This is a genomic window from Drancourtella sp. An12 (genome assembly GCF_002160935.1).
Taxonomy (GTDB): Bacteria; Bacillota; Clostridia; order Lachnospirales; family Lachnospiraceae; genus Sellimonas; species Sellimonas catena.
On sequence record NZ_NFLO01000022.1, the window covers coordinates 1 to 23,712 of the forward strand.

Consider the following 23,712-nt stretch of genomic DNA (forward strand, 5'->3'; position numbering starts at 1 on the left):
TCTGGGATGAAATGGCCGGGAAGAAGTATACAGATAAGCTGGAGATTCAGATCCTGGAGCTTCCGAAACTTCAGAAAAAGGCCAGCGGACCGGAAGATGTGATGGAGTGGATGCGTTTCTTTCGAGGACAGAATAAAGAGGAGCTGAAAGAAGTGGCAAAGGGAAATGAATATCTGGAAGGAGCATACGAAGATTTAGTAAAGATGAGCCTGGATGAGAAGAAACGTTTACAGTATGAGGCCAGGGAGAAAGCGATCCTGGATTACAGATCCAATATGGAGGGAGCCAGGAATAGGGGCTTCCAGCGGGGCATGGAGCAGGGCTTCGAGCGTGGAATTACTCAGGGAGAGCAGTCGATGCTGATTCAGCTTTACCGAAAGAACCGTCTGACGTTGGAAGAGGCGGCAGAAGAGGCAAAAATGCCAGTAGAAGAGTTCCAAAAGCTTGTGGAAAGCAAAGAGGAATAATATACATTTTTGCGGAAGGCGGTCTTCCGGTAGAAGATGTTGCGTGGGCATGTGACTGTTATGACGCAGCGCGGGAAATGCAGATCGGAACGTCTTTGAATCTCTGGGATATCCCGGCTATGCAGTAGTGTGCGGGTAGAAAAACAGCATGAAAAAGTGAAAAAGGATAGATTATCAGCACTCTTTTGGAAAGAGTGCTAATTTTCTATTGACTTTTTCAGATTCGAGTATTAAGATTACTGTTAGATGTGAAAAGAAGATATGCCGGCGGAGCTGAAAGTGCCATGAGAAGGAGTGCACCGCCGGCACGATATATGATGAAGGAGTGATTATCATGTCAGTAAAAAAAGGAAGTCTTTCCATCAGCAGTGAAAATATTTTTCCTATTATAAAGAAGTGGGTGTATTCAGACCATGACATTTTCTTCCGTGAGATGATTTCAAACGGATGCGACGCCATTACAAAGCTGAAAAAGCTGGATATGATGGGCGAATACAGCCTGCCGGAGGATTACAAGCCGGAGATTCACGTTGTAGTCAATCCGGAAGAGAAGACACTGAAATTCATCGATAACGGTATCGGTATGACAGCAGATGAGGTAGAAGAATACATCACCCAGATCGCATTTTCCGGTGCAACCGAGTTCCTTGAGAAATATAAAGACAAGACGACAGAAGACGATATGATCGGCCACTTTGGACTTGGATTTTACTCTGCGTTCATGGTAGCGGATGAAGTGCATATCGATACTCTTTCCTATAAAGAAGGAGCTGAATCCGTTCACTGGGTAAGCGAAGGCGGCACAGAGTATGAGATGCAGCCAGGCAATAAGGAAGGCGTAGGTACCGAGATTACTTTGTTCTTAAATGAGGACAGTTTACAGTTTGCAAACGAATACCGTGCAAGAGAAGTACTTGAGAAATACTGCTCTTTCATGCCGGTTGAGATTTATCTCGAAAAGGCCAATGCACCGACCGAGTATGAGACCATCGATGAGAGCGAACTGAAAGATACCGACGTCGTAGTAGAGCACATCCATGAAGATGCAAAGATGGAAGAGCGCGAGAATGAAAACGGCGAAAAAGAAATGGTAGAAGTTTCTCCGGCTAAAGAGAAAGTCAAAATCGAGAAACGTCCGGTTCCGATCAATGACATTCACCCGCTGTGGGCAAAACATCCAAACGAATGCAGCAAAGAAGACTACATCGAGTTTTACAGAAAAGTATTCCTGGATTACAAAGAACCATTATTCTGGATCCATCTGAATATGGACTACCCGTTCAACCTGAAAGGAATCCTGTACTTCCCGAAGATTAACACCGAGTACGATTCCATTGAAGGAACAATTAAGCTGTACAACAATCAGGTATTTATTGCGGACAATATCAAAGAGATCATTCCGGAATACCTGATGCTCTTAAAAGGTGTGATTGACTGTCCGGATCTTCCGCTGAACGTATCACGAAGCGCTCTGCAGAACGACGGATTTGTAAATAAAGTGGCTGACTACATTTCCAAGAAAGTGGCTGACAAACTGACAGGAATGTGCAACACAGATCTGGAAAATTACGAGAAATACTGGGACGATATCAGTCCGTTCGTAAAATTCGGATGCCTCAAAGACCAGAAATTCTGCGATAAGATGATGGATTCCATCCTCTTCAAGAACCTGGATCACAAGTATCTGTCCATGAAAGACCTGATCGGCGAAGCACCGGAAGAAACCGAAGAAGAAAAGACAGAAGATCAGAAAGCAGGAACAGCAGACGAGAAGAAAGAGCCGGAGAAGAAGACTATCTACTACGTGACAGATGAACAGCAGCAGAGCCAGTACATCAACATGTTCAAGAGCCAGGGCATGGATGCGGTCATCCTCTCCCACAATATCGACTCTCCGTTCATCACACAGTTAGAGCAGAGAAATCCACACATCCACTTCCAGAGAATTGACGCTGATGTCACAGATCAGTTCAAAGAAGAAGTGAGCGCAGAAGAAAAAGAAACATTCGACAAACGCGCAGAAGAAATTGCCGGTATCGTGAAAAAAGCGATGAACAACGAAAACTTAAACGTCAAAGTCGAAAAACTCAAAGACGAGAGCGTTGCATCCATGATGACCCTCTCCGAAGAGTCCAGAAGAATGCAGGAAATGATGAAGATGTATGGCATGGGCGGTATGGACGCCTCCATGTTCGGAACCGACACCACACTCGTACTGAACATCAACCATCCACTGGTACAGTACATCGAAAACAACAAAGACAACGAAAATATCAACCTCATCTGCCAGCAGCTCTACGACCTGGCAATGCTGTCCAACAAACCACTCAACCCGGAAGAAATGACAGCATTCATCAAACGAAGCAACGACATCATGATGATGCTCACAAAATAATTTTTTTAATTCAAAGGGGACGTGTTCCGATGCATCGGAACACGTCCCCTTTGAAAAATCTGTATTGCAATCTGTACCGTACAACTTTTGTGTTTGTGGTGTTTTTTACCTGTTTTCTTCGAATTCCAGTCCTTTTTGTGTGAATATTTTGGTTACCATGCTGTCCCATGTGTGTTCCAGGCTTTTGTCAAGTACAAATGTGTGGAAGGATGTTCCAGTGGTGCATGTGAGTCTGGTGCCGTCGAAGCGGAAGTTCAGATACAGGCCTTTAATGTCGCTGGTCTGGTATGGGAGTCCTTCGTTTTGGAGGAGGGACTCGATCTGGTCTGGAGCGAGGGAGAGAATGAAGTGGAAGCGTAATGGCGTCTGTTTTCCTTTGATGAGGGAGAAGCAGTATTCTCTTACCTGTTTCCAGCGGACGTAAGGCTCAGGGCTTTCATTTTCGGTGTCCGGATAGAATTCCGGGTGGTAGGTTCCGTCGATCTGGAAGGTGCAGTAGGTCGTGATTTCTCCGCTGATGAAGGAGAAATTGTCGAAGCGGCTGGACAACAGAAGGACGGACATGCAGTTTTTTGTATTCATGATATAGCTGACCATTCGTAAGCCTCCATGGTTTGTAGTTTCTTAATCAGTTCTTAATCGGTTCTGATCAGTTCCGATCTTTTCCTTGTATCAGTATACCAGAATCGTCATAAAAAAGATATAGTCTTGTTTCTAAGGGAGGAGCCGGATTTCCCTGAAATACCTCCCTTTTGCTTCGTGATCATGCTGTTCCGGCCGGTGGAATGTGTTTGGACATGAGGTCCAGAAAGAGATTCATCTGGGGTGTCACGTACTTGTGACGGTGGTAGGCGAGCTGGCTCCACATGATAATGTCGTTACATTCGGTGTCCAGTACGACGAGATCGCCCTGCTCCAGATAGTCGTGCACCACGTATTCCGGTAGAAAGGAGATCCCTTTGTTTTTCAGGAGAAACCGGGTGATCACGTCTGTATTTCCCACTTCCCAGAAGGGATGCAGTTCATAGCCTTTTGCCGCAAGAAGCTGTTCCATGGTGTAGCGGTAGCTGATGCCTTTTTCTGTCAGGAAGAGGGGCTCTTCCAGCAGGCGCTCGATGGGAATCCGGCTCTGTCCGGCGAGACTGGACTCGGCGGAGGCGACGAAGAAGATTTTTTCCGGGCGTTCGGATACTTTGATCCATTCCGGTGAATCATGCTTTTCGTCCAGAAAATACAAGATGTCAATATCGTTCTGCCGCAGCATCTGGAACAGATCCGGTACCAGGGCGGTGTGGGTGCTGATTTCCACATGGGGACACAGCTGGCTCATCTCCAGAATGACAGGAGGCAGCATACTGATGACGAGGGATTCACATGTGCCGATCCGGAGTTTCCCGGAAATCTGCTCCGGCTCCTGGGAAATGCGTTCTGCTTTCCGGACCGTATTGAGGATTTCCAGGGCGTGGGGCAGCAGGCGTTCTCCTGCCTGTGTCAGTTTGACCTGTTTGCCGATCCGCTCAAAGAGCTGGGCGTGCAGTTCGGTCTCGAGCTGTTTGATCTGCATGGTCACTGCAGACTGGGAATATCCAAGCTGCTCGGCTGTCTTGGAAAAGTTCTGTATTTCCGCGATTCGGACAAAGGTCATAAGATTTCTGATTTCCATATACAACTCCCTCCCTGGATAGTTCAAAAAAATTGATCGTTTTTATAAAATCTATGAATTTCAAAAATGATGAATTTTATGCTAGCATGGGTAACAGAAAAAGTCAAGGAGGGAAACTGATGTATCAGAATGTAAGAAAGCAAAACGAAGAGATCCGGGAACTGATGAATGAATTCAGCGCAAAGATGGTCGGATTTTATAATAATCTGCACACAAAGCCGGTGGGACGCCCGGTAGAAAAGGAGACATGGGAGCATCTGGAACACCAGCAGATCCCTGAGAACGGCCGTCCGTTAAAAGAGGTCTATGAGGAGATGCAGCGGGATATTTATTCCAATATTCTTCTGGCGCAGCATCCGAGAAGCTTCTCCTGTGTGCCGTCCACGGCATCCCTGCTTTCCTGGATGGGGGATGTGATGACCAATGCATATAATCCGCATGCAAGCTGTAAAATCAATGCGCCGACGGCAGATTTGGTGGAAAAGAAACTGATCCGCTGGATGTGTGACCGGGCAGGATATTGCGAAGAAGCCGGCGGCCTGTTTGTTTCCGGCGGTTCCATTGCGAACCTGACTGCAATGACAGCGGCAAGGGATACGAAACTGACGGAGGATCAGAGGAGCAATGCGGTTGTTTATCTTTCGGACCAGACACATGTGTCGGCGGCGAAAGGGCTTCATATGATCGGATTTGGAAAGAATCAGATCCGTATCATTGCTGCAGATGAAGAATTCCGCATGGACATGGACGCGCTGAAAGAGGCGGTAGCACAGGACCTCCAGGCCGGCAGAAAGCCGTTTGCGGTCATTGCCTCTGCGGGAACGACCAATACGGGCAGTGTGGACCCGATGAAGGAGATCGCTGCGCTTTGCCGGGAATATGATATGTGGATGCACGTGGACGGTGCTTTTGGAGCCTCAGCGCTTCTGTCCGGACAGTACCGGAAAAAGCTGGACGGAATCGAACTTTCTGACAGTCTGAGCTGGGATGCCCACAAATGGATGATGCAGACCTACGGATGCAGCGTGGTACTGGTGCAAAATCAGGACGCTCTGGTACGGAGTTTTGCGGCTCATCCGGAGTACCTGAAAGATGCGGAAACTTCGGAAGACAATGTGGAATTCTGGGATCTGGGACCGGAACTGACGCGCCCGGCACGGGGACTGAAGCTGTGGCTGACGCTTCAGACGCTGGGAAGCAGAGGACTTGGAAATGTGATTGACCACGGATGTGGTCTGGCGGAACTTGCGGAGCAGATTTTAATAGAAGAAAAAGAATGGGAAATCATTTCCCGCGCACAGCTTGGAATCATCAATTTCCGGTTTAAAGGGAACGGCACGAAAACAGAACAGGAACTGGATGTGATGAATCAGGAAATTGCCAGAATTGTTACGGAAAGCGGTTTCGCGCAGGTTTTCACAACAAAGCTAAAAGGGAAAAAGGTTTTGCGGATGTGTACAATCAATCCGGAAACAAGGGAAAAAGATATTCGCGATACGATAGAGAGGCTGATAGAAACAGCTGGAAAGGTACAGAACTACTAGATTCAGACAGGCGGACCGGAGAAGGACCGCCTTCTTTTCATTTCATGGGAAACTGCGTCCCTGCGCCGTCCCGGCGTTGACTTTTTGTCTTGTTGTAAGTAAGATAGAGGTAGCGCAAAATGAGATCAGGAGGTCAGATGACGATGAATGAAATAGAACGCTTGCTTACATTTACAAAGGAAGCGGTTTCCCCGTTCCATACGGTGGAGGCGGCGGGAAAGCTGCTGGAGGAGAAGGGATTTTCCCCGCTTTCCTGGAAAGAGGAATGGCGTCTGAATCCGGGCGGAAAATACTATCTGATTCACCACGGATCTTCCATCTTTGCATTTACCATCGGAAAAGACGCAAAGAAGGAGCAGGAGATACGGATGGCGGCAGCCCATGGTGATTTTCCGGGATTTCGGATCAAACCGGATCCGGATATGAAGGCAGAAGCGTATATCAGGCTGAATACGGAGCCTTATGGAGGGGTGAATCTGGCGAGCTGGCTGGACCGTCCGCTTTCAGCAGCGGGACGTGTGGCAGTCCGCGGGAAAGATGCCTTTCATCCGGAAATGCGGCTGGTAGATTTTGAAAAACCGGTTCTGACGATTCCGAATATTGCTATTCATCTGGATCGTGAGATGAATAAAGGAAGAGAATTAAACCGTCAGACCCAGATGCTCCCGCTTGCAGCCATGGGAACCGGAGTGGAAGAGAAGGGATTTTTTAAGAAATACCTTGCGAAAAAGCTGGATGTAGCGGAGGAGGATATTCTGGAATATGAGATGAATATCTACAATGCGGATCCGGGAGAGCTGATTGGATTTGAAGAGGAATTTGTATCCGGACCGAGACTGGATGACCTGACCGGAGTGCTTGCGATTCTGGAAGGTCTCTGGGACGGCGAAAGAACGGGCGGCATCAATCTTGGAATCGTGTTCGACCATGAGGAGATCGGAAGCAGCACCAAGCAGGGAGCCGGATCGACGCTGCTTCTTCTGCTTCTGGAGAGAATTGTGACAGCTCTTGGATGGGACCGGATGGATCTTCTGAGAATGCTGGAGGATACGATGCTGCTTTCTGTGGATGTAGCCCACGGTGTACATCCGAATTATCAGGAAAAGGCGGATCCGACGAATCATCCGGTGCTGAACGGGGGATTCTGTATCAAGGAAGCTTCTTCCCAGAGCTACGCTACGGACAGCGAAGCGATTGCCATTGTACAGGCACTCTGCGAGGAAGAAAAGATTCCGTACCAGAAATTTGTAAACCGCTCGGACGGAACCGGCGGCGGAACACTGGGAGCGATTGCGTCCGCCTTGGTACCGGTGCGGACCATTGATATCGGCGTGCCGCTTCTTGCTATGCATTCCAGCAGGGAACTGATGGGAAAGAAAGATATGAAAGCGCTGACTTCCTTTATCCGCACTTTCTTTTCAGCGGAATAATGGAAGATGAGAAAGAGAAAAGGGGAGAAAACAGGATTTTGAACAGCCAGATCGAACGACAGTTTCAGGAACGTTCCAAAAGAGAAGCCTTACGTCTGAATAAATTTTTGAGCGAAGCAGGGGTCTGCTCCCGCCGGGAGGCGGACCGTCTGATTGAAGCCGGCCGGGTGACCGTGGACGGGAAAAAGGCCGAAACAGGTATGAAGATCACGCCGGGACAGGAAGTCCGGGTAGACCAGAAACTGGTGAAACCGGAGGAGGAAATGATTGTCCTTGCGGTCAACAAGCCAAGGGGAATTGTTTGTACGGAAGAGAAGCGGGAGCCGGACAATATTATCCGCTTTCTCAATTATCCGACCAGAATCACGTACGCAGGCAGGCTTGACAAGGATTCCGAGGGACTTCTTCTGATGACAAATAACGGGGATATTATCAATAAGATGATGCGGGCAGGCAATTATCATGAAAAGGAATATCTTGTTACGGTGGACAAACCGGTGACAGAGGAATTCCTGCAGCATATGGCCCGTGGAGTTCCGATTCTTGATACGGTGACAAGACCATGTCAGGTAAAGAAAGAGGGGAAAAAGACCTTCCGGATTGTCCTGACACAGGGACTTAACCGTCAGATCCGCCGGATGTGCGAGGCACTCGGCTATAAGGTCGTGACGCTGAAGCGTGTGCGGATCATGCAGATCCGCCTTGGAGATTTAAAGCCGGGGCAGTACCGGCCTCTTACAGAGCAGGAGCTTGCAAGTCTGGACCGGATGCTGGAACACTCTTCCAACATGCCGGAGCGTGACCGGAAGAACCGGGAAAGAAAAGAGAACAGGAGACAGAAACCATGACAAAAATACAGGGAAGCATAGAAGAAAAGAAGCAGAGGATGACCGAGCTTGTCGATCTGTTGAATGAGGCAGGACGCGCCTACTATCAGGAAGCGCGGGAGATCATGAGCAACTTTGAGTATGACAGGCTTTATGATGAACTGCTTTCGCTGGAGGAGGAGCTTCAGACGACCCTTGCGGCAAGCCCGACGGTGCATGTCGGATACGAGGTAGTCAGCGAGCTTCCAAAAGAACGGCACGAGCGTCCGATGCTCTCTTTGGACAAGACCAAGGAGGTGGGCCGTCTGAAAGAATTTCTGGGAAACCAGACTGCCCTGCTTTCCTGGAAAATGGACGGGCTTACGATTGTCCTGACCTACCGGGACGGGGCGCTTTTTAAGGCGGTCACCAGAGGAAACGGAGAAATCGGGGAGGTTGTTACCAACAATGCCCGGGTGTTCAAAAACATTCCGTTAAAGATTCCTTATCAGGGAGAACTGATTCTCCGTGGCGAGGCGGTGATCCGTTATGATGATTTTGAACGGATCAACGAGGAAATCGAAGATGTGGATGCGAAATACAAAAATCCGCGGAATCTTTGCAGCGGTTCCGTGCGTCAGCTGAATAATGAGATCACGGCAAAGCGAAATGTCCGCTTTTATGCCTTTTCCCTTGTGCGGGCGGATGGCGTAGACTTTGAGAACTCCAGAAAACGCCAGATGGAGTGGTTAAAAGAACAGGGCTTTGAGACTGTAGAATATCATATGGTAAATGCAGGCACGATCGAGGAAGAAGTGGCCTGGTTTGCGGATCAGATTCAGAAAAATGAAGTGCCGTCCGACGGGCTGGTGCTTCTGTATGACGACATTGCTTACGGCCAGTCTTTAGGAAGTACTGCCAAATTCCCCCGGGATTCCTTCGCTTTTAAATGGGCGGATGAAATCCGGGAGACGACGCTTCGGGAGATCGAGTGGAGTCCGTCCAGGACAGGGCTGATTAATCCGGTGGCTATTTTCGATCCGGTGGAGCTGGAGGGAACGACCGTTTCCAGAGCCAGCGTCCACAATATCAGCATTATGGAGGAACTGGAGCTGGGCGTCGGGGACCGGATTCAGGTGTACAAGGCCAATATGATTATCCCGCAGATCGCGGAAAATCTGACCAGAAGCGGAGTACGGGACATTCCGGAAACGTGTCCGGTGTGCAGCGGGAAGACTGAGGTCCGGCAGATCCTGAATGCGAAAGCGCTCTACTGTACGAATCCGCAGTGTCAGGCAAAACAGATCAAGGCATTCACCCTTTTTGTCAGCCGGGATGCCATGAATATTGACGGGCTTTCTGAGGCGACCATGGAAAAGCTGATCGGAAAGGGATTCATCCACGAGTTTGCGGATATCTACCACCTGGATGAACACCGGGAGGAGATTCAGGGGATGGACGGTTTCGGAGAAAAGTCCTGCCAGAATCTGCTGGACAGTATTGAAGCGTCCAGAGAGACGACACTTTCCAGGCTGATCTACGCCCTTGGTATTGAAAACGTGGGGGCGGCCACGGCAAAACTGATTTGCAGACAGTTTGATGACGATCCGGAAAAGATTGCCGATGCAGACCGGGAGGCATTGAGCCGGATTCAGGGAATCGGGGATGTTATTGCCGGAACATTTACAGAGTATTTTCAGGATCCGGAAAAGAGAGCCCGGTATGAAAATCTGTTAAAGGAAGTTCATCTGCAAAAGGAAGAACGGCAGGAGCAGCAGAGCTTTGCCGGAATCAATTTTGTCATTACCGGATCGGTTACACATTTTAAAAACAGAAACGAAGTCAAGGAAGAGATTGAGAAACGGGGCGGTAAGGTGACAGGTTCTGTAACATCCAAAACAAACTACCTGATCAACAATGACACCGAATCCACTTCCTCCAAAAACCGGAAGGCGAAAGAGCTCGGAATTCCGATTCTTTCGGAGGAAGATTTTCTGGATATGCTGAAAAACGAGGGATAAAAATGGAAAATCATGCAGAAAATAAAATAGAAGCGTACCTGCCCTTCTGGGAGAGCCTGACTGAGCCCCAGAAGGCGAAGATCCGTTCGGAGGCAGTGCAAAAAACAGCCGGAAAAGGAGAAATTGTCCACCGGGGAAGCGGTGACTGCCTGGGATTTCTGATTGTAAAAAGCGGGCAGCTAAGAGCCTATGTGGTCTCGGAGGAAGGAAAGGAGATCACGGTATACCGGATGTTTGAGAGGGATATGTGCCTTCTGGCGGCAAGCTGTATTTTCCGGAACATTGATTTTGAGATCTGGATGGAGGCGCGGGAGGAAACGACCTACTGGGTCATCCCTCCGGTCGTCTATCAGGAGCTGATGGATACGTCTCTTCCGGTCATGAAATATACAAACGACCTGATGGCGGAGCGGTTTTCCGACGTCATGTGGACGATGGAGCAGATCCTTGGAAAGAGTGTGGACAAGCGTCTGGCAGCACTGCTCATCGAGGAAGCCCAGAATACCGGGGAGGAGGAATTTTCCCTCACCCACGACCGGGCGGCGAGAGAGCTTGGAACGGCGCGGGAAGTCGTCACAAGGATGCTGCGGTATTTCCAGCAGGAGGGGCTTGTGCTTCTTTCCAGAGGAAAGGTCCGGATCCTGGACCGGGACCGCCTTTATGCGCTGGCGGAGGAGAGTCTTCGATAAAAAAGCGGCCGGCTTTGTGACTTTGTTACGGAAACAGGTGGGAAATTGCGTATAATAGGAGACAGAAACAAGGAAAACAACAATTCACAGGAGGAATAATAGATGGCAGAAGTAATGACAATCACACAGGAAAATTTTGAAGCGGAAGTATTAAAATCCGAGAAACCGGTATTAATTGATTTCTGGGCAGAATGGTGCGGACCATGCCAGACCTTTATCCCGATCATCCATTCCTACGCAGAGAAGACGGACGCGGTAAAAGTCGGAAAGATCAATGTGGATGAAAACAGAGAGCTTGCAAAGCAGTTCCGGATCCTGAGCATTCCGACAGTCATGCTGTTTCAGAACGGCGAATCCGTAAAACGCCATTCCGGAGTCCTGATGGAGGACGAATTAAAGGCGTGGGTGGAAGAGTAAAGCATCAGTTTAGAAAAACTTTACTTGTCCGAACGGGACATCTGGGCTATAATATCTTCTATAAAATTCTATAAAATCAGTATAGAAGGGGTTTTAGCAAATGTCAGATGAAAAGAATACAACGATCGACGAAGTGAACACAGATGACCAGAAACTCGAAGAGACTGTCAAAGGCGTTGTAGAAGATACGTCAAAAGATGACAGCGAATATGAAAAACTCTGCTCTATCTGCCACCGCCCGGAAAGCATTACGGGAAAGATGATAGAGCTTCCGAATAATCTGTATGTCTGTCCGGATTGTATGCAGAAGAGCTTTGATATGATGAATAACGGACAGATCGACTTAAACCAGCTGATGCGGATGCCGGGTGTTCAGATTCTGAATATGCAGGATCTGGAAAACATGATGCCGAAGCAGCAGAAGGTAAAGAAGAAAAAAGAGAAGAAAGAAGAAAAGCCGGAGCTGGATCTTCACAATATTCCGGCGCCGCACAAGATCAAGGCAAAGCTGGATGATTATGTGATCGGCCAGGAGCAGGCAAAGAAGATTATCTCGGTAGCGGTTTACAACCACTACAAGAGAGTGGTGACCGATACGATGGATGACATCGAGATCGAAAAGTCCAACATTCTGATGCTTGGACCGACCGGTTCCGGTAAGACATACCTTGTCAAGACACTGGCAAGGCTTCTGGATGTACCGCTTGCCATCACGGATGCGACTTCCCTTACAGAGGCCGGATATATCGGTGATGACATCGAAAGCCTTGTATCGAAGCTTCTGGCGGCAGCCGATAATGATGTAGAGAAGGCGGAGCGGGGAATTATCTTCGTAGATGAGATCGACAAGATTGCCAAGAAGAAAAATACAAATCAGAGAGACGTCAGCGGCGAATCCGTACAGCAGGGAATGCTCAAGCTTCTGGAAGGAAGCGATGTGGAGGTTCCGGTAGGAGCCAACAGCAAGAATGCGATGGTACCTCTGACTACGGTCAATACGAGAAATATCCTCTTTATCTGCGGCGGAGCCTTTCCGGGGCTTGAGCAGATTATCAAAGAGCGGCTCAATAAGCACTCCTCCATCGGCTTTATTGCAGATCTGAAGGACAAATATGACAACGACAAAAATCTGCTGTCAAAGGTGACGGTGGAGGATCTGCGAAACTTCGGAATGATTCCGGAATTTCTGGGACGTCTCCCGGTGATCTGCACATTGCAGAGCCTGGATCGGGATATGTTCGTCAAGATCTTAAAAGAGCCTAGAAACGCGATCCTCAAGCAGTATCAGAAACTCCTTGCTCTGGATGAGGTGCGTCTGGAATTTGAGGATGACGCGCTGTACGCCATTGCGGAGAAGGCAATGGAGAAGGATACCGGAGCCAGAGCGCTGCGTGCCATTATCGAAGAGTTCATGCTGGATATCATGTATGAGATTCCAAAGGATGACAGCATCGGAGAAGTGATTATCACAAGGGACTACATAGAGGGAACCGGCGGACCGGTGATCCGGCTCAGGGGCCAGGAAGTGCCTCCGCTGCTTGAGAATAATCCGGTACAGGAGTCCGGTCTTTAGAAAAATGAAATAAGTAATATGGGACCTGCATATACTTACAAAAAGTATATGCAGGTTTTTTGATGGATGTAGAACAGTGCAGGGAAGCGGTTTTGTCGGAAGAATATCGGGATTTTATGTTCACAGACCGCTTTTTTTCTTTACTCAGGGAAGGCACCTATCTGACACAGCCGGCAGGAACTTTGTATCAGAATGTGTATCTGCCGCGCTCTGAGGCAGAGCGTTTTCCGGAAAATGATATTCCTTATTATTCCATTCCAAAGTGTTTCACGCCGCTCGATATGGGGGCCTTAAATGCTGCCGGGATTACGACAGTACAGAATTATCCGGGACTGGAGCTGAAAGGGCAGGGGATGCTGATCGGATTTCTGGATACCGGGATCGATTATCCCAATCCGGTGTTCCGAAGTCTGGACGGATCCACCCGGATTCTGGGGATCTGGGACCAGACCATTCAGGACGGCAATCCGCCGGAAGGATTCTGCTATGGAAGTGCCTATACAAGAGAAGATATTAACAAGGCACTGCAGCAGGAAGATCCGTTTGCTTTTGTGCCGACAAAAGATGAGGACGGGCATGGAACCTTTACGGCAAGCGTGGCAGCAGGAAGCGCCAATGTGGAGAACCAGTTCGTGGGGGCTGCGCCGGAGGCGATGATTGCCATGGTGAAGCTGAAACCCGCAAAACAGTATCTGCGGGAGTATTATTTTATCCGGGAAGGGGCCTTGGCCTATCAGGAGAATGATATGCTTGCCGGACTTTACTATTTAAACCGGCTGGCGCTGAAATATGACCGGCCGCTTGTACTCTGCGTGCCCCTGGGGGGCAGTCTTGGAGGGCATAACGGGACGGCGCCGGTATGTGAGGAACTGGAATTCTATGCCGGTCAGAAAAACCGCGTAGTTGTGACAGGAACAGGAAACGAGGCGGATAAGCGGCATCATTATCAGGGAGAGACCAGCGGACAGAAGGAAAGGGAGATGGTGGAACTTCGGGTCGGGCCGGGAGTACGGGGATTTCAGGCGGAAATCTGGACAGACATTCCGGATGTTCTGGCAGTCTCATTATACTCCCCGTCCGGGGAGCAGATTCAGAAAGTTCCGATCCGTCAGAACAGTAGAAATGAATACCGTTTTCTTCTGGAACAGACAACGGTTATTATAGACTACCGTCTCCTGGTAGAGCGGACGAATTCGGAACTGATTATTCTGAGATTTATCAATCCGGCAGAAGGAATCTGGAAAATCGGTCTGGAACCTCTGCAGAGTATCGACGGGCTTTTTCATATCTGGCTTCCGGTTTCGGATTTTCTGACGGGAGAAGCCTATTTTCTGAGGTCAAGTCCGGACGAGACGATTCTGGAGCCGGGAAGCACACCGTCAGCTATTACCGTTTCCTTTTATAACTGGGAAGAAAATTCGGTTGCGGTTCAGTCCGGCAGGGGCTATACTAGAAACAGGATGATCAAGCCGGAATTTGCCGTTCCGGGCGTTAATGTGACAGGGGCTGTTCCGGGAGGAACCTTTACGGAGAGGTCCGGTTCCAGCGCGGCGAGCGCTATTGCGGCCGGAAGCGCGGCGCTTCTCTTGCAGTGGATTATACAGGATCAGAAGTCTCAGGCATCCTCGGCTCAGGTGAGGAATATTCTTATTCTTGGTACAAGAAGGATTCCTGGAAACGAATATCCGAACCGGCAGTGGGGCTATGGTACGATGGACCTTTACCACACCTTTGAAGAGATACGGCAGTTATAAAGGAGGAAGAAACAATGGATGATTTTTTTAGCGAACTTGGGAAGAAAATTTCAGAGACTGCAGATATTGTAGGAAAAAAGACCAATGAGATCCTGGATACGGAAAAGCTGAAAAGCCGGATCCGTACTCTGGAACGTGCCAATGAGCGGGACTATATTGACATCGGCAAGTCCGTCTATGAGAAGTTTCAGGAGAATGAGGTGACAGATGAGTCATGCATTGAGTTCTGTGAAGCGATTGAGAAAAGACAGGAGCAGATCGAAGACCTGAAAAAGGAGATCGACCGGATCAAAGGAGAATAAATGCGGATGAAGAAATGGATGACGGGATTTGCGGCCGTTCTTCTGGGTGCAGATCTCTTCTGTAAGTACCGTACGGAACAAAAAGCCGACGGAGAGAAAGAAAAAGAGCTTTTCGGAGGGAAAGTGCTGATCCGCAAGGTACACAATCATGGATTTGCCCTGAATGTGTTAAGCGGAGAGGACCGGATTGTAAAGGGAGGATCCCTTCTTGCCGGAATCCTGCTGCTTTGTTACCATGTGAAGCTGTTTTTTTCTAAAAAAGGAACATGGAAATTTGCAGGGACATCCTTGATGCTTGCCGGGGCGCTGAGTAATCTATACGACCGTTTCAGGAGAGGCTATGTGGTGGATTACATCGGATTTGCGGCGGCGGATCCGCAGATACGAAAGATTACGTTTAATATCGGAGATTTCTGCCTGATGGCCGGGGCTGCCGTTCTTGCAGCCGCCCAGGCCGCCAGATCAGTCACAAAAGAAATCCGGAAAGAGGTTAAGAAGCAGAGAAAAACTCTTTAATCTGACCATGAATAATTTCCATCAGCCGGGTGCGGGATTCTACCGCCGCCCAGGCAACATGGGGTGTGATCAGAAGTTTTTTACTGTCTCTGATATCAAAGAGGGGATTGTCAGCTGACATCGGTTCCTGACAAAGTACGTCAAGACCGGCCGCGGCGATGGTTCCCTTTTTTAATGCGTCCGCCAGATCCTGCTCCACAACGATCGGTCCCCGTCCGAGGTTCAGCAGGATGGCGGATGATTTCATCTTTTCGAGAGCTTTTGCATTGATCAGCCCTTCCGTATTTGAATTCAGAGGGGCGTGAATGGAAATAATATCGGAGGTGGATAATAAAGTGTCAAAGTCCACCTGATGATAGCCTTCCTGCTCCGGGCTGCCTGAGGTAGAATAGTATACAACGTCCGCACCAAAACAGGAGGCAATATCAGCTACCCGGCGGCCGATGTTTCCAAGTCCGATGATGCCGAAGCGCATGGAGCAAAGTTCATGAAAGTGCTCGGCAAAATGGGTGAAGATCCGGTCGTTGATATAGCTGCCTTCCTTGACATAGTCATCGTAATAGCGGAGCTTTTCCAGCAGGTAAAAGAGCATGGCAAAGGTGTGCTGCGCAACGGATTCGGTAGAATAGCCGGCCACATTGCGCCAGGCTATCCCACGGCGTTCCAGATAGTCTTTATCCAGATTATTGGTACCAGTGGCGGTGACGCAGACCAGCTTTAAATGGGAAGCGTTCCCGATGGTTGTTTCGTTGACGGGTGTTTTATTGACAATCAGAACATCAGCGTCCTGAGTCCGTGCAGATGCTTCCGAAGGTGTCGTGAAGTCGTGATAGATCACTTCGCCCAAGTCTTCAAAAGCGGACAGATCGATATCTGAGCCGATGGTTTTGGCATCCAGAAATACAAGTTTCATGAAAGAGCCTCCTTATTATTTCTTTTTTTTCATTATAGACAGAACGAACGGAAAAGTAAAGAAAAGGGGTTGACAATAAATCAGAAGAAATAGTATACTAATCCTCAGAAGAGCATTTGCGAATTATACTAATAGTTTGCAGATGTTATTTTTTTGGAAAAAAGAGAGTAAAACTGCGGAAAGGAGAATCCAACATGAAGAAACTGGATACGAAGAAACTTGGAATTGACATACTGATTGATATTGTCGGGGGAATTCTGATTGCAATTGGAACATACAACTTTGCCGCCATGGCGAAATTCCCAATGGTAGGATTTAACGGAATTGCTTTGATTTTCTATCATTTGTTTGGACTGCCGATCGGTACGGTTGCGATGCTTCTGAATATCCCGGTTGCCATTGCGTGCTTCCGGATCCTCGGAAAAGACTTTTTTATCCGCTCCATCCGGACGATCATCATTACGTCCGTGATCATGGACGTTGTTGCGCCGATGTTCCCGGTATATACCGGAGACCGGATGCTGGCAGCAATCTGTACGGGTATTTTCTCCGGTCTGGGCTATGCCCTGATCTACATGAGAAATACATCTACAGGAGGATCGGATTTCATCATGCTTTCTATTAAGGCGTTGAATCCGCATCTGTCTCTTGGAAAGATTTCATTTGCGCTGGAAGCGATTGTTGTTCTTATTGGAACAATTCTTGTTTCGAAAGATATTGACAGCCTGATCTACGGTATGATGATCAGCTTTATTCTCTCAGCGGTTGTGGACAAGGTAATGTACGGAATTGATTCCGGAAAGATGTCTCTGATTGTGACAGACTTTCCGGTAGAAGTGGCGGCACGGATCGACGAAGAAGTCGGACGGGGAAGCACGTTCTTAAAGGCAGAGGGAAGCTATTCCCATATTCAGAGAGATGTTGTACTCTGTGCATGCAACAATAAAGAAATGTACGGAATCCGTAAGGTTGTAAAGGAGATTGACCCGAAGGCATTTATCATCATCGTGGAGTCCAACGAAGTACTTGGAGAGGGATTCAAAGCCCACTAAAGCCCGGGACATGTAGGAGAAAACAGAAACGGCAGAGATCATTCAGGTCTCTGCCGTTTTTTTTCGTATCTTTTATTTCTGTTCTGCGTAAAGCTTTACGATTTCGACTACTACATCGGTTGCAAGATCCATTCCCTCTACTGTGATATGTTCATATGGTCCGTGGTATGCGTGTCCGCCGGTACCAAGGTTCGGGCAAGGAAGTCCTTTGAAGCTTAACTGGCATCCGTCTGTGCCGCCGCGGATCGGAAGAATCTGAGCCGGAACATTGGCACGTTCACAGGCAGTTTTCGCATTCTCAATGAGGTGCATGCAGTCCTTGATAATGGTGGACATGTTCTTGTACTGCTGTGTGATCGTCAGTTTTACTGTGCCTTCGCCCCATTTTTCGTTCAGGTCTTTTTCGATCAGACGAAGTGTCTGCTGGCGTGCTTCAAACATGGAAGCGTCATGATCTCTGAGGAAGTAGTGGAGTTCCGCCTTTCCTACATCTCCGCTCATGGAAACAAGATGGTAGAATCCTTCATATCCTTCAGTTCCACGAGGTGTCTCGCAGCCCGGAAGCATGTTGTTGATTTCCATGGCAACAAGGCTTGCATTGATCATTGTATCCTTGCTGGATCCCGGATGAACGGCAAAGCCCGTGATTTCAAAGTCTGCTTTGCATGCGTTGAAGTTTTCGTACTGGATTTCCCCTTCTCCGTCTCCGTCCAGAGTGTAGCCGAAGTCCGCGTCGAATTCCTCTACATTGAAGTGGGAAGCGCCGGTTCCGATCTCTTCGTCCGGTGTGAAAGCAACACGGATCGCTCCATGAGGAATGTTTTCTTCTTTGATGCGTTCGATCATGGTCATGATTTCGGCAATGCCGGCCTTGTCATCTGCTCCGAGTACTGTCGTGCCGTCTGTTGTGATCAGAGTACGGCCTTTCAGTTCCGGAAGATGAGGGAAGGCGCTGACTTCCAGTACACGGCCGCTGTCGCCAAGCACAACGTCTCCGCCGTCATAGTTTTCATGGATCACCGGAACGATGTCATGGTCGCAGAAATCGGAAACCGTGTCCATGTGAGCGATGAATCCCATCTTCGGGCAGTTCTCGTAGCCCGGAGTTGCCGGGATCTTTCCGTATACATAGCACTGATCGTCCACATGAGCCTCCACGCCCAGCTCTTTCAGTTCGTCTACCAGGATGTTCGCGAGATCAAACTGGCATTTGGAAGATGGAACAGTTTCGCTGTTCTCATCGCTTGGTGTCCTGACAACGACGTATTTTAGTAATCTTTCATAAGCTTTCATTGGAATTCCTCTCCTTTATTGTAAATTTTCCTATATCCCATTATAGCATTTTTTACAGGATGTACAAGTCCCGAAAATCCGGAAGGACACTTTGGAGGGAGAATTGTAGGGAAAAAATAGGGAAAGATGTAGTATAATAACGCTGAAATGATATGGAAAAGAAGAGGAAAAGAAAATGGAACGACTTTTGATTGTAGATGATGAACCGGGAATCCGGATGCTTTTAAAAGATTATTTTGAAATGATGGGATATGAAATACGGACGGCCGAAAACGGACGGGAGGCGGTCCGGTGTGCCGGGGAGCAGCCGGATCTGATCCTTCTGGATATTAATCTTCCGGATATGGACGGAATGACGGTGTGCCAGAAAATCCGGGAAACAGTACGCTGTCCGATTGTCTTTTTAACGGCAAAGATTGAAGAGCAGGACCGGATCAACGGGCTGCTGTCCGGAGGAGATGATTATATAACCAAACCGTTTTCCATCGATGAACTGGGTGCCAGAGTAATGGCCCACCTGCGACGGGAAAAGCGGGGGCGGCAGGAGAAAGAGGAGGCGCAGAATCAGGGCCTTGCCATCCGGTACGATGAGCGGAGTGTCCGCTGCAACGGGGAGGAGATTCGTCTGACAAGAACCGAGTTTGACATTCTGGCATTTCTTTCCATGCATCCAAGGCAGGTATTCAGCAAGGAACAGATTTACGAAGCGGTCCGGGGACTGGAAGGAAACGGTGACAGCAGCATTGTGATGGAGCATATCCGCAGACTCAGGGGAAAGATTGCGGAGAAAACGAAACAGGATTATATTGAGACAGTCTGGGGAGTGGGCTATAAATGGATTGGATAGATGAAAAGATGGAACAGTTCCGGAGCTGTATCCGGAATCTTCCGGTGAAGAAGGCATTGCTTTCTTATTTGTGTATCGCTGCGGTGATTGCATTCCTGCTGAGCAGCGCTACCATACGGATCTGTGAAAAATGGACGGAAATTTTAGCGGAGCGGCAGAATGTGAACATGGACCGGGCCTATACAAGAGAGGCTCTTTTCTTTTATTATAAACAGTCAGCGGCCGGGATTACCGACAGGGAGGAAACGATACTGATTCTGCTCCAGGAGATGGTACGATGGTGTCCGTATGTCTATACGGTGCTGACGATGCTGGCGGCAGGATCCCTGTTTTACCGGAAGAGACTTCAAAAGCCGTTTGGGATTCTCGGGGATGCCGTAGAGAAGGTAGGAAAAAAGGAGCTGGATTTTACAGTTGCTTATGAGAGTGAGGATGAGATGGGAAAGCTTTGCGCTTCCTTTGAAGAGATGCGGCAAAATCTGGAGGAAAATCAGAAAGAGATGTGGAATCTGGTAGAAGAGCAGAAAAAGCTGAATGCTGCCTTTGCCCATGATCTGCGAACCCCGCTGACCGTGATCCGGGGGTATTCGGATTTTCTTGTCCGGTATCTGCCTAAGGGGAAGATCAGCCAGGAAAAATTAAAGGACACCCTGCGTCTTCTTTCGGAACAGGCGGAACGGCTGGAACGGTTCAGCGGAACCATGAAGTCTTTGCGGTCGGTAGATGAAATTCCATTTGCACCGGCAGGGAAAAGAAAACAGGAACTGGAGATGCGGATTCAGGGCATGGTGGATGCACTGAATGTGGCAAAAGAAGTAAAGATTGTTTACCTGCATGACTGCTCCGGGGGAAAGCTGATTCTGGACGAGGATATTGTGATGGAAGTACTCGACAACCTGCTCTCCAATGCAATCCGGTACGCAAAAAGTCAGGTGGAGATTGAAACAAAGGTCGAAGGGGCGTTTTTCTATCTGTTTGTATCCGATGACGGACCGGGATTTTCCGTGGAAGCACTGGAAAATGCGTCGGATCTGTATTTCAGTGAGGGACTAAAAGAGGAGCATTTCGGGATCGGGCTTAGCCTGTCGGATCTGCTTTGCAGAAAGCACGGAGGAGAGATCAGCTTTGCAAACAGTGCATGGAAGTCCGGGGCTGTCGTGTCGGCTTCTTTTGAAATTCAGGGGAAAATCTAAAGAAATCCTTTCAGATATCTAGGGAGAAAGTAGAGAAATCCCATGTATGATAAGGATATCAAGAAGAAAGGAAGTGGACAGATGAGCAGAAATGAAATGGAAATCCGGATTGAAGGATTGGAAAAATATTACGGGAAAAAGCATGCGCTGAAAAATGTGACACTTACGATTCCCTCCGGCATGTTTGGCCTGCTTGGGAGAAACGGGGCCGGGAAGACAACGTTGATGAAGGTGCTTGCCACGTTGATCGGAAAGCAGGGAGGAAAGGTGACCGTGTGCGGGATTCCGGTGGAAGAGGCGGCCAGGATCCGCAGAATCACAGGGTATCTGCCGCAGGAGTTTTCCATGTATCCCAACATGGGAGTCTATGAAGCGATGGATTATCTCGGGGCCTTATCCAAAATGCCGAAAAAGGTGCGGAAGGAGCGGATCCCGGTTCTGTTGGAGAAGGTCAATCTTCAGGAGCATTATCGGACAAAAATCCGGGCTCTGTCAGGAGGAATGAAGCGGCGGCTCGGAATTGCCCAGGCCATTCTGCACGATCCGAAAGTTCTGATTGTAGATGAGCCGACAGCGGGGCTTGACCCGGAAGAAAGGGTACGGTTCCGAAATCTTCTCTGTGAAATTGCCGAGGACCGGATTGTGATTCTCTCTACCCATATTGTCGGGGATATTGAGGCCACCTGCGAACAGATTGCCATCATGGATGAAGGAGAAATCTACTATAACGGCACGGTGATGGATCTGCTGCGGATGACGGAAGGAAAAGTCTACACTGCACAGATCAGCAGGAAGGAGCTTGCAAAGATGAAGGAGAATTATGTCCTGACCAGTATGCTGACCCAGGGAAATAATGTAATGGTTCGTTTCCTTTCGGAGCAGAAGCCGCAGGTGGAAGCTTCGGCCTGCGAGCCGGGTGTGGAAGATGCGTATATGTATCTGATGCAGGAAAAGGAGGGATTTTCTCATGTTCTGGACCTTGTTTAGAAAAGAGTGCAGGATGCTGTTGAGAAGCCTGATTTTCTGGCTGTATGTTCTGGGGGCCGCCCTTTTTTTCTTCAGCCAGATGGGGACGATCACCTTTGAGTCGAAGCCGGAACCTGGACAGGAAAGCTACGGACTGAAGATTTCCGACAAGAAGGAAGACCAGATAAGGGGAACACTTGGACTTCTTGCCGAATCTTATCTCAATGATACCTTTACAACAGCACCGGTGGGATTTAACAAGCATGTCTCCTTGAGTGATGGAGAGAAGCAGGAGATCGAAACGATTCTCGAGGATACAACCGGCCTTTCGACAGAAGAGCTTGAGACCTGCTACGAGGAGTGGGTGAAAAGTCAGACCGTCGCGATGGAAGATGGAAGCTACATGATGGTGGGCGGAAACTTTGTACTGGAACCGAAGGAGGGGCTTGCCTACGATACGTTTCTGACAGATATGCAGAAGGTCTGTGAGATCCTGGGACCGGGATCGGGTTTTACCGAGGAGGGAATCCGACAGAATGCCATGGTGGAAATGACTTATGAAGACGCCCTGGAAGAATACAACAATCTGCTGGAAAAAGACGGTCTGACCGGAGGGTACGCAAGATTGTTCTGCGACTATATGGGAATTATTCTGGCAGTCCTTCCTGTGTTTGTGGCCGTGACAAGAGAAATCCGGGATAAACGGGCGCAGATGAAGGAACTGCTCTATGTAAGAAGAGCGTCCTCCTTTACGATTCTGTTCAGCAGGTATGCGGCGTTGTGCCTGTGCATGTTTGTACCGGTGCTTCTCCTGTCATGCTATCCTCTGGCCGAATGCGCCGGATTCGTGCAGGGAAAAGGAATTTCCCTGGATCTGACCGCCTTTTTCCGGTACAGTTTTGGCTGGCTTCTTCCGACCATTCTTGTGGTGACGGCGCTTGGGATATTCCTGACAGAACTGACGGGAACGGCGGCGGGCGTCCTCGTGCAGGCAGCCTGGTGGTTTCTCTCGATTTTTGCAGGCAGCGACACGATGGGTGGAGGAGCCTACGGCATGAACCTGATCCCAAGACACAATACAGAGTTTAACTACACAGGATTCCACGATCAGTTTTCACAGCTTGCATTGAACCGGGGATTTTATGTAGTGCTGGCACTGGCACTTGTGACAGCGGCAGCCATGATTTTTGAGGCAAGAAGAAAGGGGAAATGGGGAAATGGAACGATATCTCGCGGCCGGAAAAGAGTACATCCGGCATCATCTGCCGCAGCAGGCACTCGTTAGTGCCGTTCTGTTTGGCGCGGCTCCCCTGATTGCCGGAGTCGAGAATTTAAGTCAGGCGGAGACAGCACAGCTTCTGGATTTTTATGCCGTACTGCCCGGCATGATTCTTTTGATTCCGATTTTCCTTCCGGAACAGAATCCGGACATCCGGGATCTGATCCGGTCAAAATATACTTCCATGGGAAGCATTTATCTGATCCGGATTCTACTAAGCGCTCTTGTGATGGTGCTTCTGACCACGGCTTTTGTGTGGATGCTGAAACAGGGCGGATGCAGTTTTCCAGCAGGGAAATTCCTTCCGGCAGCACTTTCCGGAATGATTTTCCTGGGAGGACTGGGGGCCGCGGCTTACGCTCTGAGCGGAAATCCGGTCATCGGTTATATGGCATCTCTTGCATATTATCTGTTCGCTTTCGGGACCGGAGAAAAATATCTGGGCAACTGGTTTTTGTTTTCCTTGTCGGCGGGAGGCTATACAGAAAAAAGGTATCTGGCTGTGACCGGCCTTATATGCCTCCTGATGGCAGTGTGGGTAAGTATTCATAAAGAACGATCCTGAAAAAGAAGCACTTGCCTTTTCTGGAAA

Annotated in this window: 22 protein-coding genes; 18 read left to right on the forward strand and 4 right to left on the reverse strand. The window is 48.8% G+C overall.

All coding sequences use genetic code 11. The features are described 5' to 3' along the window. The coding region (locus B5E64_RS14950; protein ID WP_204247074.1) for a PD-(D/E)XK nuclease family transposase at positions 1-467 on the forward strand (467 nt) is incomplete at its 5' end. A gap of 334 nt (positions 468-801) precedes the next feature. After that, the gene (gene htpG, locus B5E64_RS14955) at positions 802-2,862 is read left to right on the forward strand and encodes a molecular chaperone HtpG (RefSeq protein WP_087169251.1); all 2,061 of its coding nucleotides are present in this window, start codon (positions 802-804) and stop codon (positions 2,860-2,862) included. A 105-nt stretch (positions 2,863-2,967) separates the two neighbouring features. Here htpG and B5E64_RS14960 read toward each other — a convergent pair whose 3' ends face one another. Together B5E64_RS14960 and B5E64_RS14965 are read right to left on the reverse strand one after the other, a co-directional pair. Next, positions 2,968-3,459 (reverse strand): DUF5721 family protein, encoded by a 492-nt coding sequence (locus B5E64_RS14960; protein ID WP_087169252.1) that lies wholly within the window; start codon positions 3,457-3,459, stop codon positions 2,968-2,970. 166 nt (positions 3,460-3,625) lie between these two features. After that, a complete protein-coding gene (locus tag B5E64_RS14965; RefSeq protein WP_087169253.1) occupies positions 3,626-4,525 on the reverse strand; it encodes a LysR family transcriptional regulator in 900 nt (299 codons plus the stop codon). Positions 4,526-4,644: 119 nt separating this feature from the next. Between B5E64_RS14965 and B5E64_RS14970 the strand changes: the two genes are divergently transcribed. From B5E64_RS14970 to B5E64_RS15015, 10 genes are all read left to right on the forward strand, one after another. Next, entirely contained in the window at positions 4,645-6,069 is a 1,425-nt protein-coding gene (locus B5E64_RS14970; RefSeq protein ID WP_087169254.1) for an aminotransferase class V-fold PLP-dependent enzyme, read from the forward strand. 143 nt (positions 6,070-6,212) lie between these two features. Next, entirely contained in the window at positions 6,213-7,499 is a 1,287-nt protein-coding gene (locus B5E64_RS14975) for a M18 family aminopeptidase (protein WP_242960250.1), read from the forward strand. 38 nt (positions 7,500-7,537) lie between these two features. After that, complete coding sequence (gene rluF / locus B5E64_RS14980) at positions 7,538-8,347, forward strand: 23S rRNA pseudouridine(2604) synthase RluF (RefSeq protein WP_087169300.1); 810 nt, start codon at positions 7,538-7,540, stop codon at positions 8,345-8,347. Next, on the forward strand, positions 8,344-10,326 hold the full coding sequence (gene ligA, locus B5E64_RS14985; RefSeq protein ID WP_343284087.1) for an NAD-dependent DNA ligase LigA: 1,983 nt from the start codon (positions 8,344-8,346) through the stop codon (positions 10,324-10,326). The genes rluF and ligA overlap by 4 nt, the downstream gene beginning before the upstream one ends. A 2-nt stretch (positions 10,327-10,328) precedes the next feature. Beyond that, positions 10,329-11,015, forward strand: coding sequence for a Crp/Fnr family transcriptional regulator (locus tag B5E64_RS14990; protein WP_087169256.1), 687 nt, complete (start codon positions 10,329-10,331; stop codon positions 11,013-11,015). A 102-nt stretch (positions 11,016-11,117) separates the two neighbouring features. Next, complete coding sequence (gene trxA / locus B5E64_RS14995; protein ID WP_087169257.1) at positions 11,118-11,432, forward strand: thioredoxin; 315 nt, start codon at positions 11,118-11,120, stop codon at positions 11,430-11,432. Positions 11,433-11,532: 100 nt separating this feature from the next. Continuing rightward, positions 11,533-13,005, forward strand: coding sequence for an ATP-dependent Clp protease ATP-binding subunit ClpX (gene clpX, locus B5E64_RS15000; RefSeq protein WP_087169258.1), 1,473 nt, complete (start codon positions 11,533-11,535; stop codon positions 13,003-13,005). A gap of 62 nt (positions 13,006-13,067) precedes the next feature. Next, entirely contained in the window at positions 13,068-14,759 is a 1,692-nt protein-coding gene (locus tag B5E64_RS15005) for a S8 family peptidase (RefSeq protein ID WP_087169259.1), read from the forward strand. Between the two features lie 14 nt (positions 14,760-14,773). Continuing rightward, the gene (locus B5E64_RS15010; protein WP_087169260.1) at positions 14,774-15,061 is read left to right on the forward strand and encodes a hypothetical protein; all 288 of its coding nucleotides are present in this window, start codon (positions 14,774-14,776) and stop codon (positions 15,059-15,061) included. A gap of 6 nt (positions 15,062-15,067) precedes the next feature. Next, positions 15,068-15,577, forward strand: a complete 510-nt coding sequence (locus B5E64_RS15015; protein ID WP_158099310.1) for a signal peptidase II — start codon at positions 15,068-15,070, stop codon at positions 15,575-15,577. Here the strand turns inward: B5E64_RS15015 and B5E64_RS15020 are convergent. Then, positions 15,552-16,490 (reverse strand): D-2-hydroxyacid dehydrogenase, encoded by a 939-nt coding sequence (locus B5E64_RS15020; protein WP_087169262.1) that lies wholly within the window; start codon positions 16,488-16,490, stop codon positions 15,552-15,554. The genes B5E64_RS15015 and B5E64_RS15020 overlap by 26 nt on opposite strands. Positions 16,491-16,684: 194 nt before the next feature. On the opposite strand from B5E64_RS15020, the gene B5E64_RS15025 reads away from it, so the two are divergent. Further along, positions 16,685-17,542: a YitT family protein gene (locus B5E64_RS15025; RefSeq protein ID WP_087169263.1), complete on the forward strand. Its 858-nt coding sequence runs from the start codon at positions 16,685-16,687 to the stop codon at positions 17,540-17,542. Between the two features lie 72 nt (positions 17,543-17,614). Here the strand turns inward: B5E64_RS15025 and pepT are convergent, their stop codons facing one another. Beyond that, positions 17,615-18,835 carry a peptidase T gene (gene pepT, locus B5E64_RS15030; protein WP_087169264.1) on the reverse strand — a complete coding sequence of 407 codons (1,221 nt, stop codon included), beginning with the start codon at positions 18,833-18,835 and terminating at the stop codon, positions 17,615-17,617. 175 nt (positions 18,836-19,010) lie between these two features. Between pepT and B5E64_RS15035 the strand changes: the two genes are divergently transcribed. From B5E64_RS15035 to B5E64_RS15055, 5 genes are all read left to right on the forward strand, one after another. After that, positions 19,011-19,682: a response regulator transcription factor gene (locus tag B5E64_RS15035; protein ID WP_087169265.1), complete on the forward strand. Its 672-nt coding sequence runs from the start codon at positions 19,011-19,013 to the stop codon at positions 19,680-19,682. Further along, the gene (locus tag B5E64_RS15040; protein WP_087169266.1) at positions 19,670-20,875 is read left to right on the forward strand and encodes a HAMP domain-containing sensor histidine kinase; all 1,206 of its coding nucleotides are present in this window, start codon (positions 19,670-19,672) and stop codon (positions 20,873-20,875) included. Before B5E64_RS15035 ends, B5E64_RS15040 begins: the two co-directional genes overlap by 13 nt. An 81-nt stretch (positions 20,876-20,956) precedes the next feature. Further along, positions 20,957-21,862, forward strand: coding sequence for an ABC transporter ATP-binding protein (locus B5E64_RS15045; protein WP_204247075.1), 906 nt, complete (start codon positions 20,957-20,959; stop codon positions 21,860-21,862). Further along, on the forward strand, positions 21,843-23,126 hold the full coding sequence (locus B5E64_RS15050) for an ABC transporter permease (protein WP_087169267.1): 1,284 nt from the start codon (positions 21,843-21,845) through the stop codon (positions 23,124-23,126). The genes B5E64_RS15045 and B5E64_RS15050 overlap by 20 nt, the downstream gene beginning before the upstream one ends. Then, positions 23,059-23,685, forward strand: coding sequence for a hypothetical protein (locus B5E64_RS15055; RefSeq protein WP_087169268.1), 627 nt, complete (start codon positions 23,059-23,061; stop codon positions 23,683-23,685). The genes B5E64_RS15050 and B5E64_RS15055 overlap by 68 nt, the downstream gene beginning before the upstream one ends. Positions 23,686-23,712: the final 27 nt, after the last annotated feature.

Bases quoted from the DNA above. Each gene is read 5' to 3' on its own strand.
- B5E64_RS14965 (WP_087169253.1), bottom strand. From the start codon at position 4,525: ATGGAAATCAGAAATCTTATGACCTTTGTCCGAATCGCGGAAATACAG.
- B5E64_RS15010 (WP_087169260.1), top strand. From the start codon at position 14,774: ATGGATGATTTTTTTAGCGAACTTGGGAAGAAAATTTCAGAGACTGCA.
- B5E64_RS14990 (WP_087169256.1), top strand. From the start codon at position 10,329: ATGGAAAATCATGCAGAAAATAAAATAGAAGCGTACCTGCCCTTCTGG.
- B5E64_RS15035 (WP_087169265.1), top strand. From the start codon at position 19,011: ATGGAACGACTTTTGATTGTAGATGATGAACCGGGAATCCGGATGCTT.
- clpX (WP_087169258.1), top strand. From the start codon at position 11,533: ATGTCAGATGAAAAGAATACAACGATCGACGAAGTGAACACAGATGAC.
- B5E64_RS15005 (WP_087169259.1), top strand. From the start codon at position 13,068: ATGGATGTAGAACAGTGCAGGGAAGCGGTTTTGTCGGAAGAATATCGG.
- pepT (WP_087169264.1), bottom strand. From the start codon at position 18,835: ATGAAAGCTTATGAAAGATTACTAAAATACGTCGTTGTCAGGACACCA.
- htpG (WP_087169251.1), top strand. From the start codon at position 802: ATGTCAGTAAAAAAAGGAAGTCTTTCCATCAGCAGTGAAAATATTTTT.
- B5E64_RS15045 (WP_204247075.1), top strand. From the start codon at position 20,957: ATGAGCAGAAATGAAATGGAAATCCGGATTGAAGGATTGGAAAAATAT.
- B5E64_RS14970 (WP_087169254.1), top strand. From the start codon at position 4,645: ATGTATCAGAATGTAAGAAAGCAAAACGAAGAGATCCGGGAACTGATG.
- B5E64_RS15020 (WP_087169262.1), bottom strand. From the start codon at position 16,490: ATGAAACTTGTATTTCTGGATGCCAAAACCATCGGCTCAGATATCGAT.
- B5E64_RS15055 (WP_087169268.1), top strand. From the start codon at position 23,059: ATGGAACGATATCTCGCGGCCGGAAAAGAGTACATCCGGCATCATCTG.
- B5E64_RS14975 (WP_242960250.1), top strand. From the start codon at position 6,213: ATGAATGAAATAGAACGCTTGCTTACATTTACAAAGGAAGCGGTTTCC.
- B5E64_RS15040 (WP_087169266.1), top strand. From the start codon at position 19,670: ATGGATTGGATAGATGAAAAGATGGAACAGTTCCGGAGCTGTATCCGG.
- trxA (WP_087169257.1), top strand. From the start codon at position 11,118: ATGGCAGAAGTAATGACAATCACACAGGAAAATTTTGAAGCGGAAGTA.
- ligA (WP_343284087.1), top strand. From the start codon at position 8,344: ATGACAAAAATACAGGGAAGCATAGAAGAAAAGAAGCAGAGGATGACC.
- B5E64_RS15050 (WP_087169267.1), top strand. From the start codon at position 21,843: ATGTTCTGGACCTTGTTTAGAAAAGAGTGCAGGATGCTGTTGAGAAGC.
- B5E64_RS15015 (WP_158099310.1), top strand. From the start codon at position 15,068: ATGAAGAAATGGATGACGGGATTTGCGGCCGTTCTTCTGGGTGCAGAT.
- B5E64_RS15025 (WP_087169263.1), top strand. From the start codon at position 16,685: ATGAAGAAACTGGATACGAAGAAACTTGGAATTGACATACTGATTGAT.
- B5E64_RS14960 (WP_087169252.1), bottom strand. From the start codon at position 3,459: ATGGTCAGCTATATCATGAATACAAAAAACTGCATGTCCGTCCTTCTG.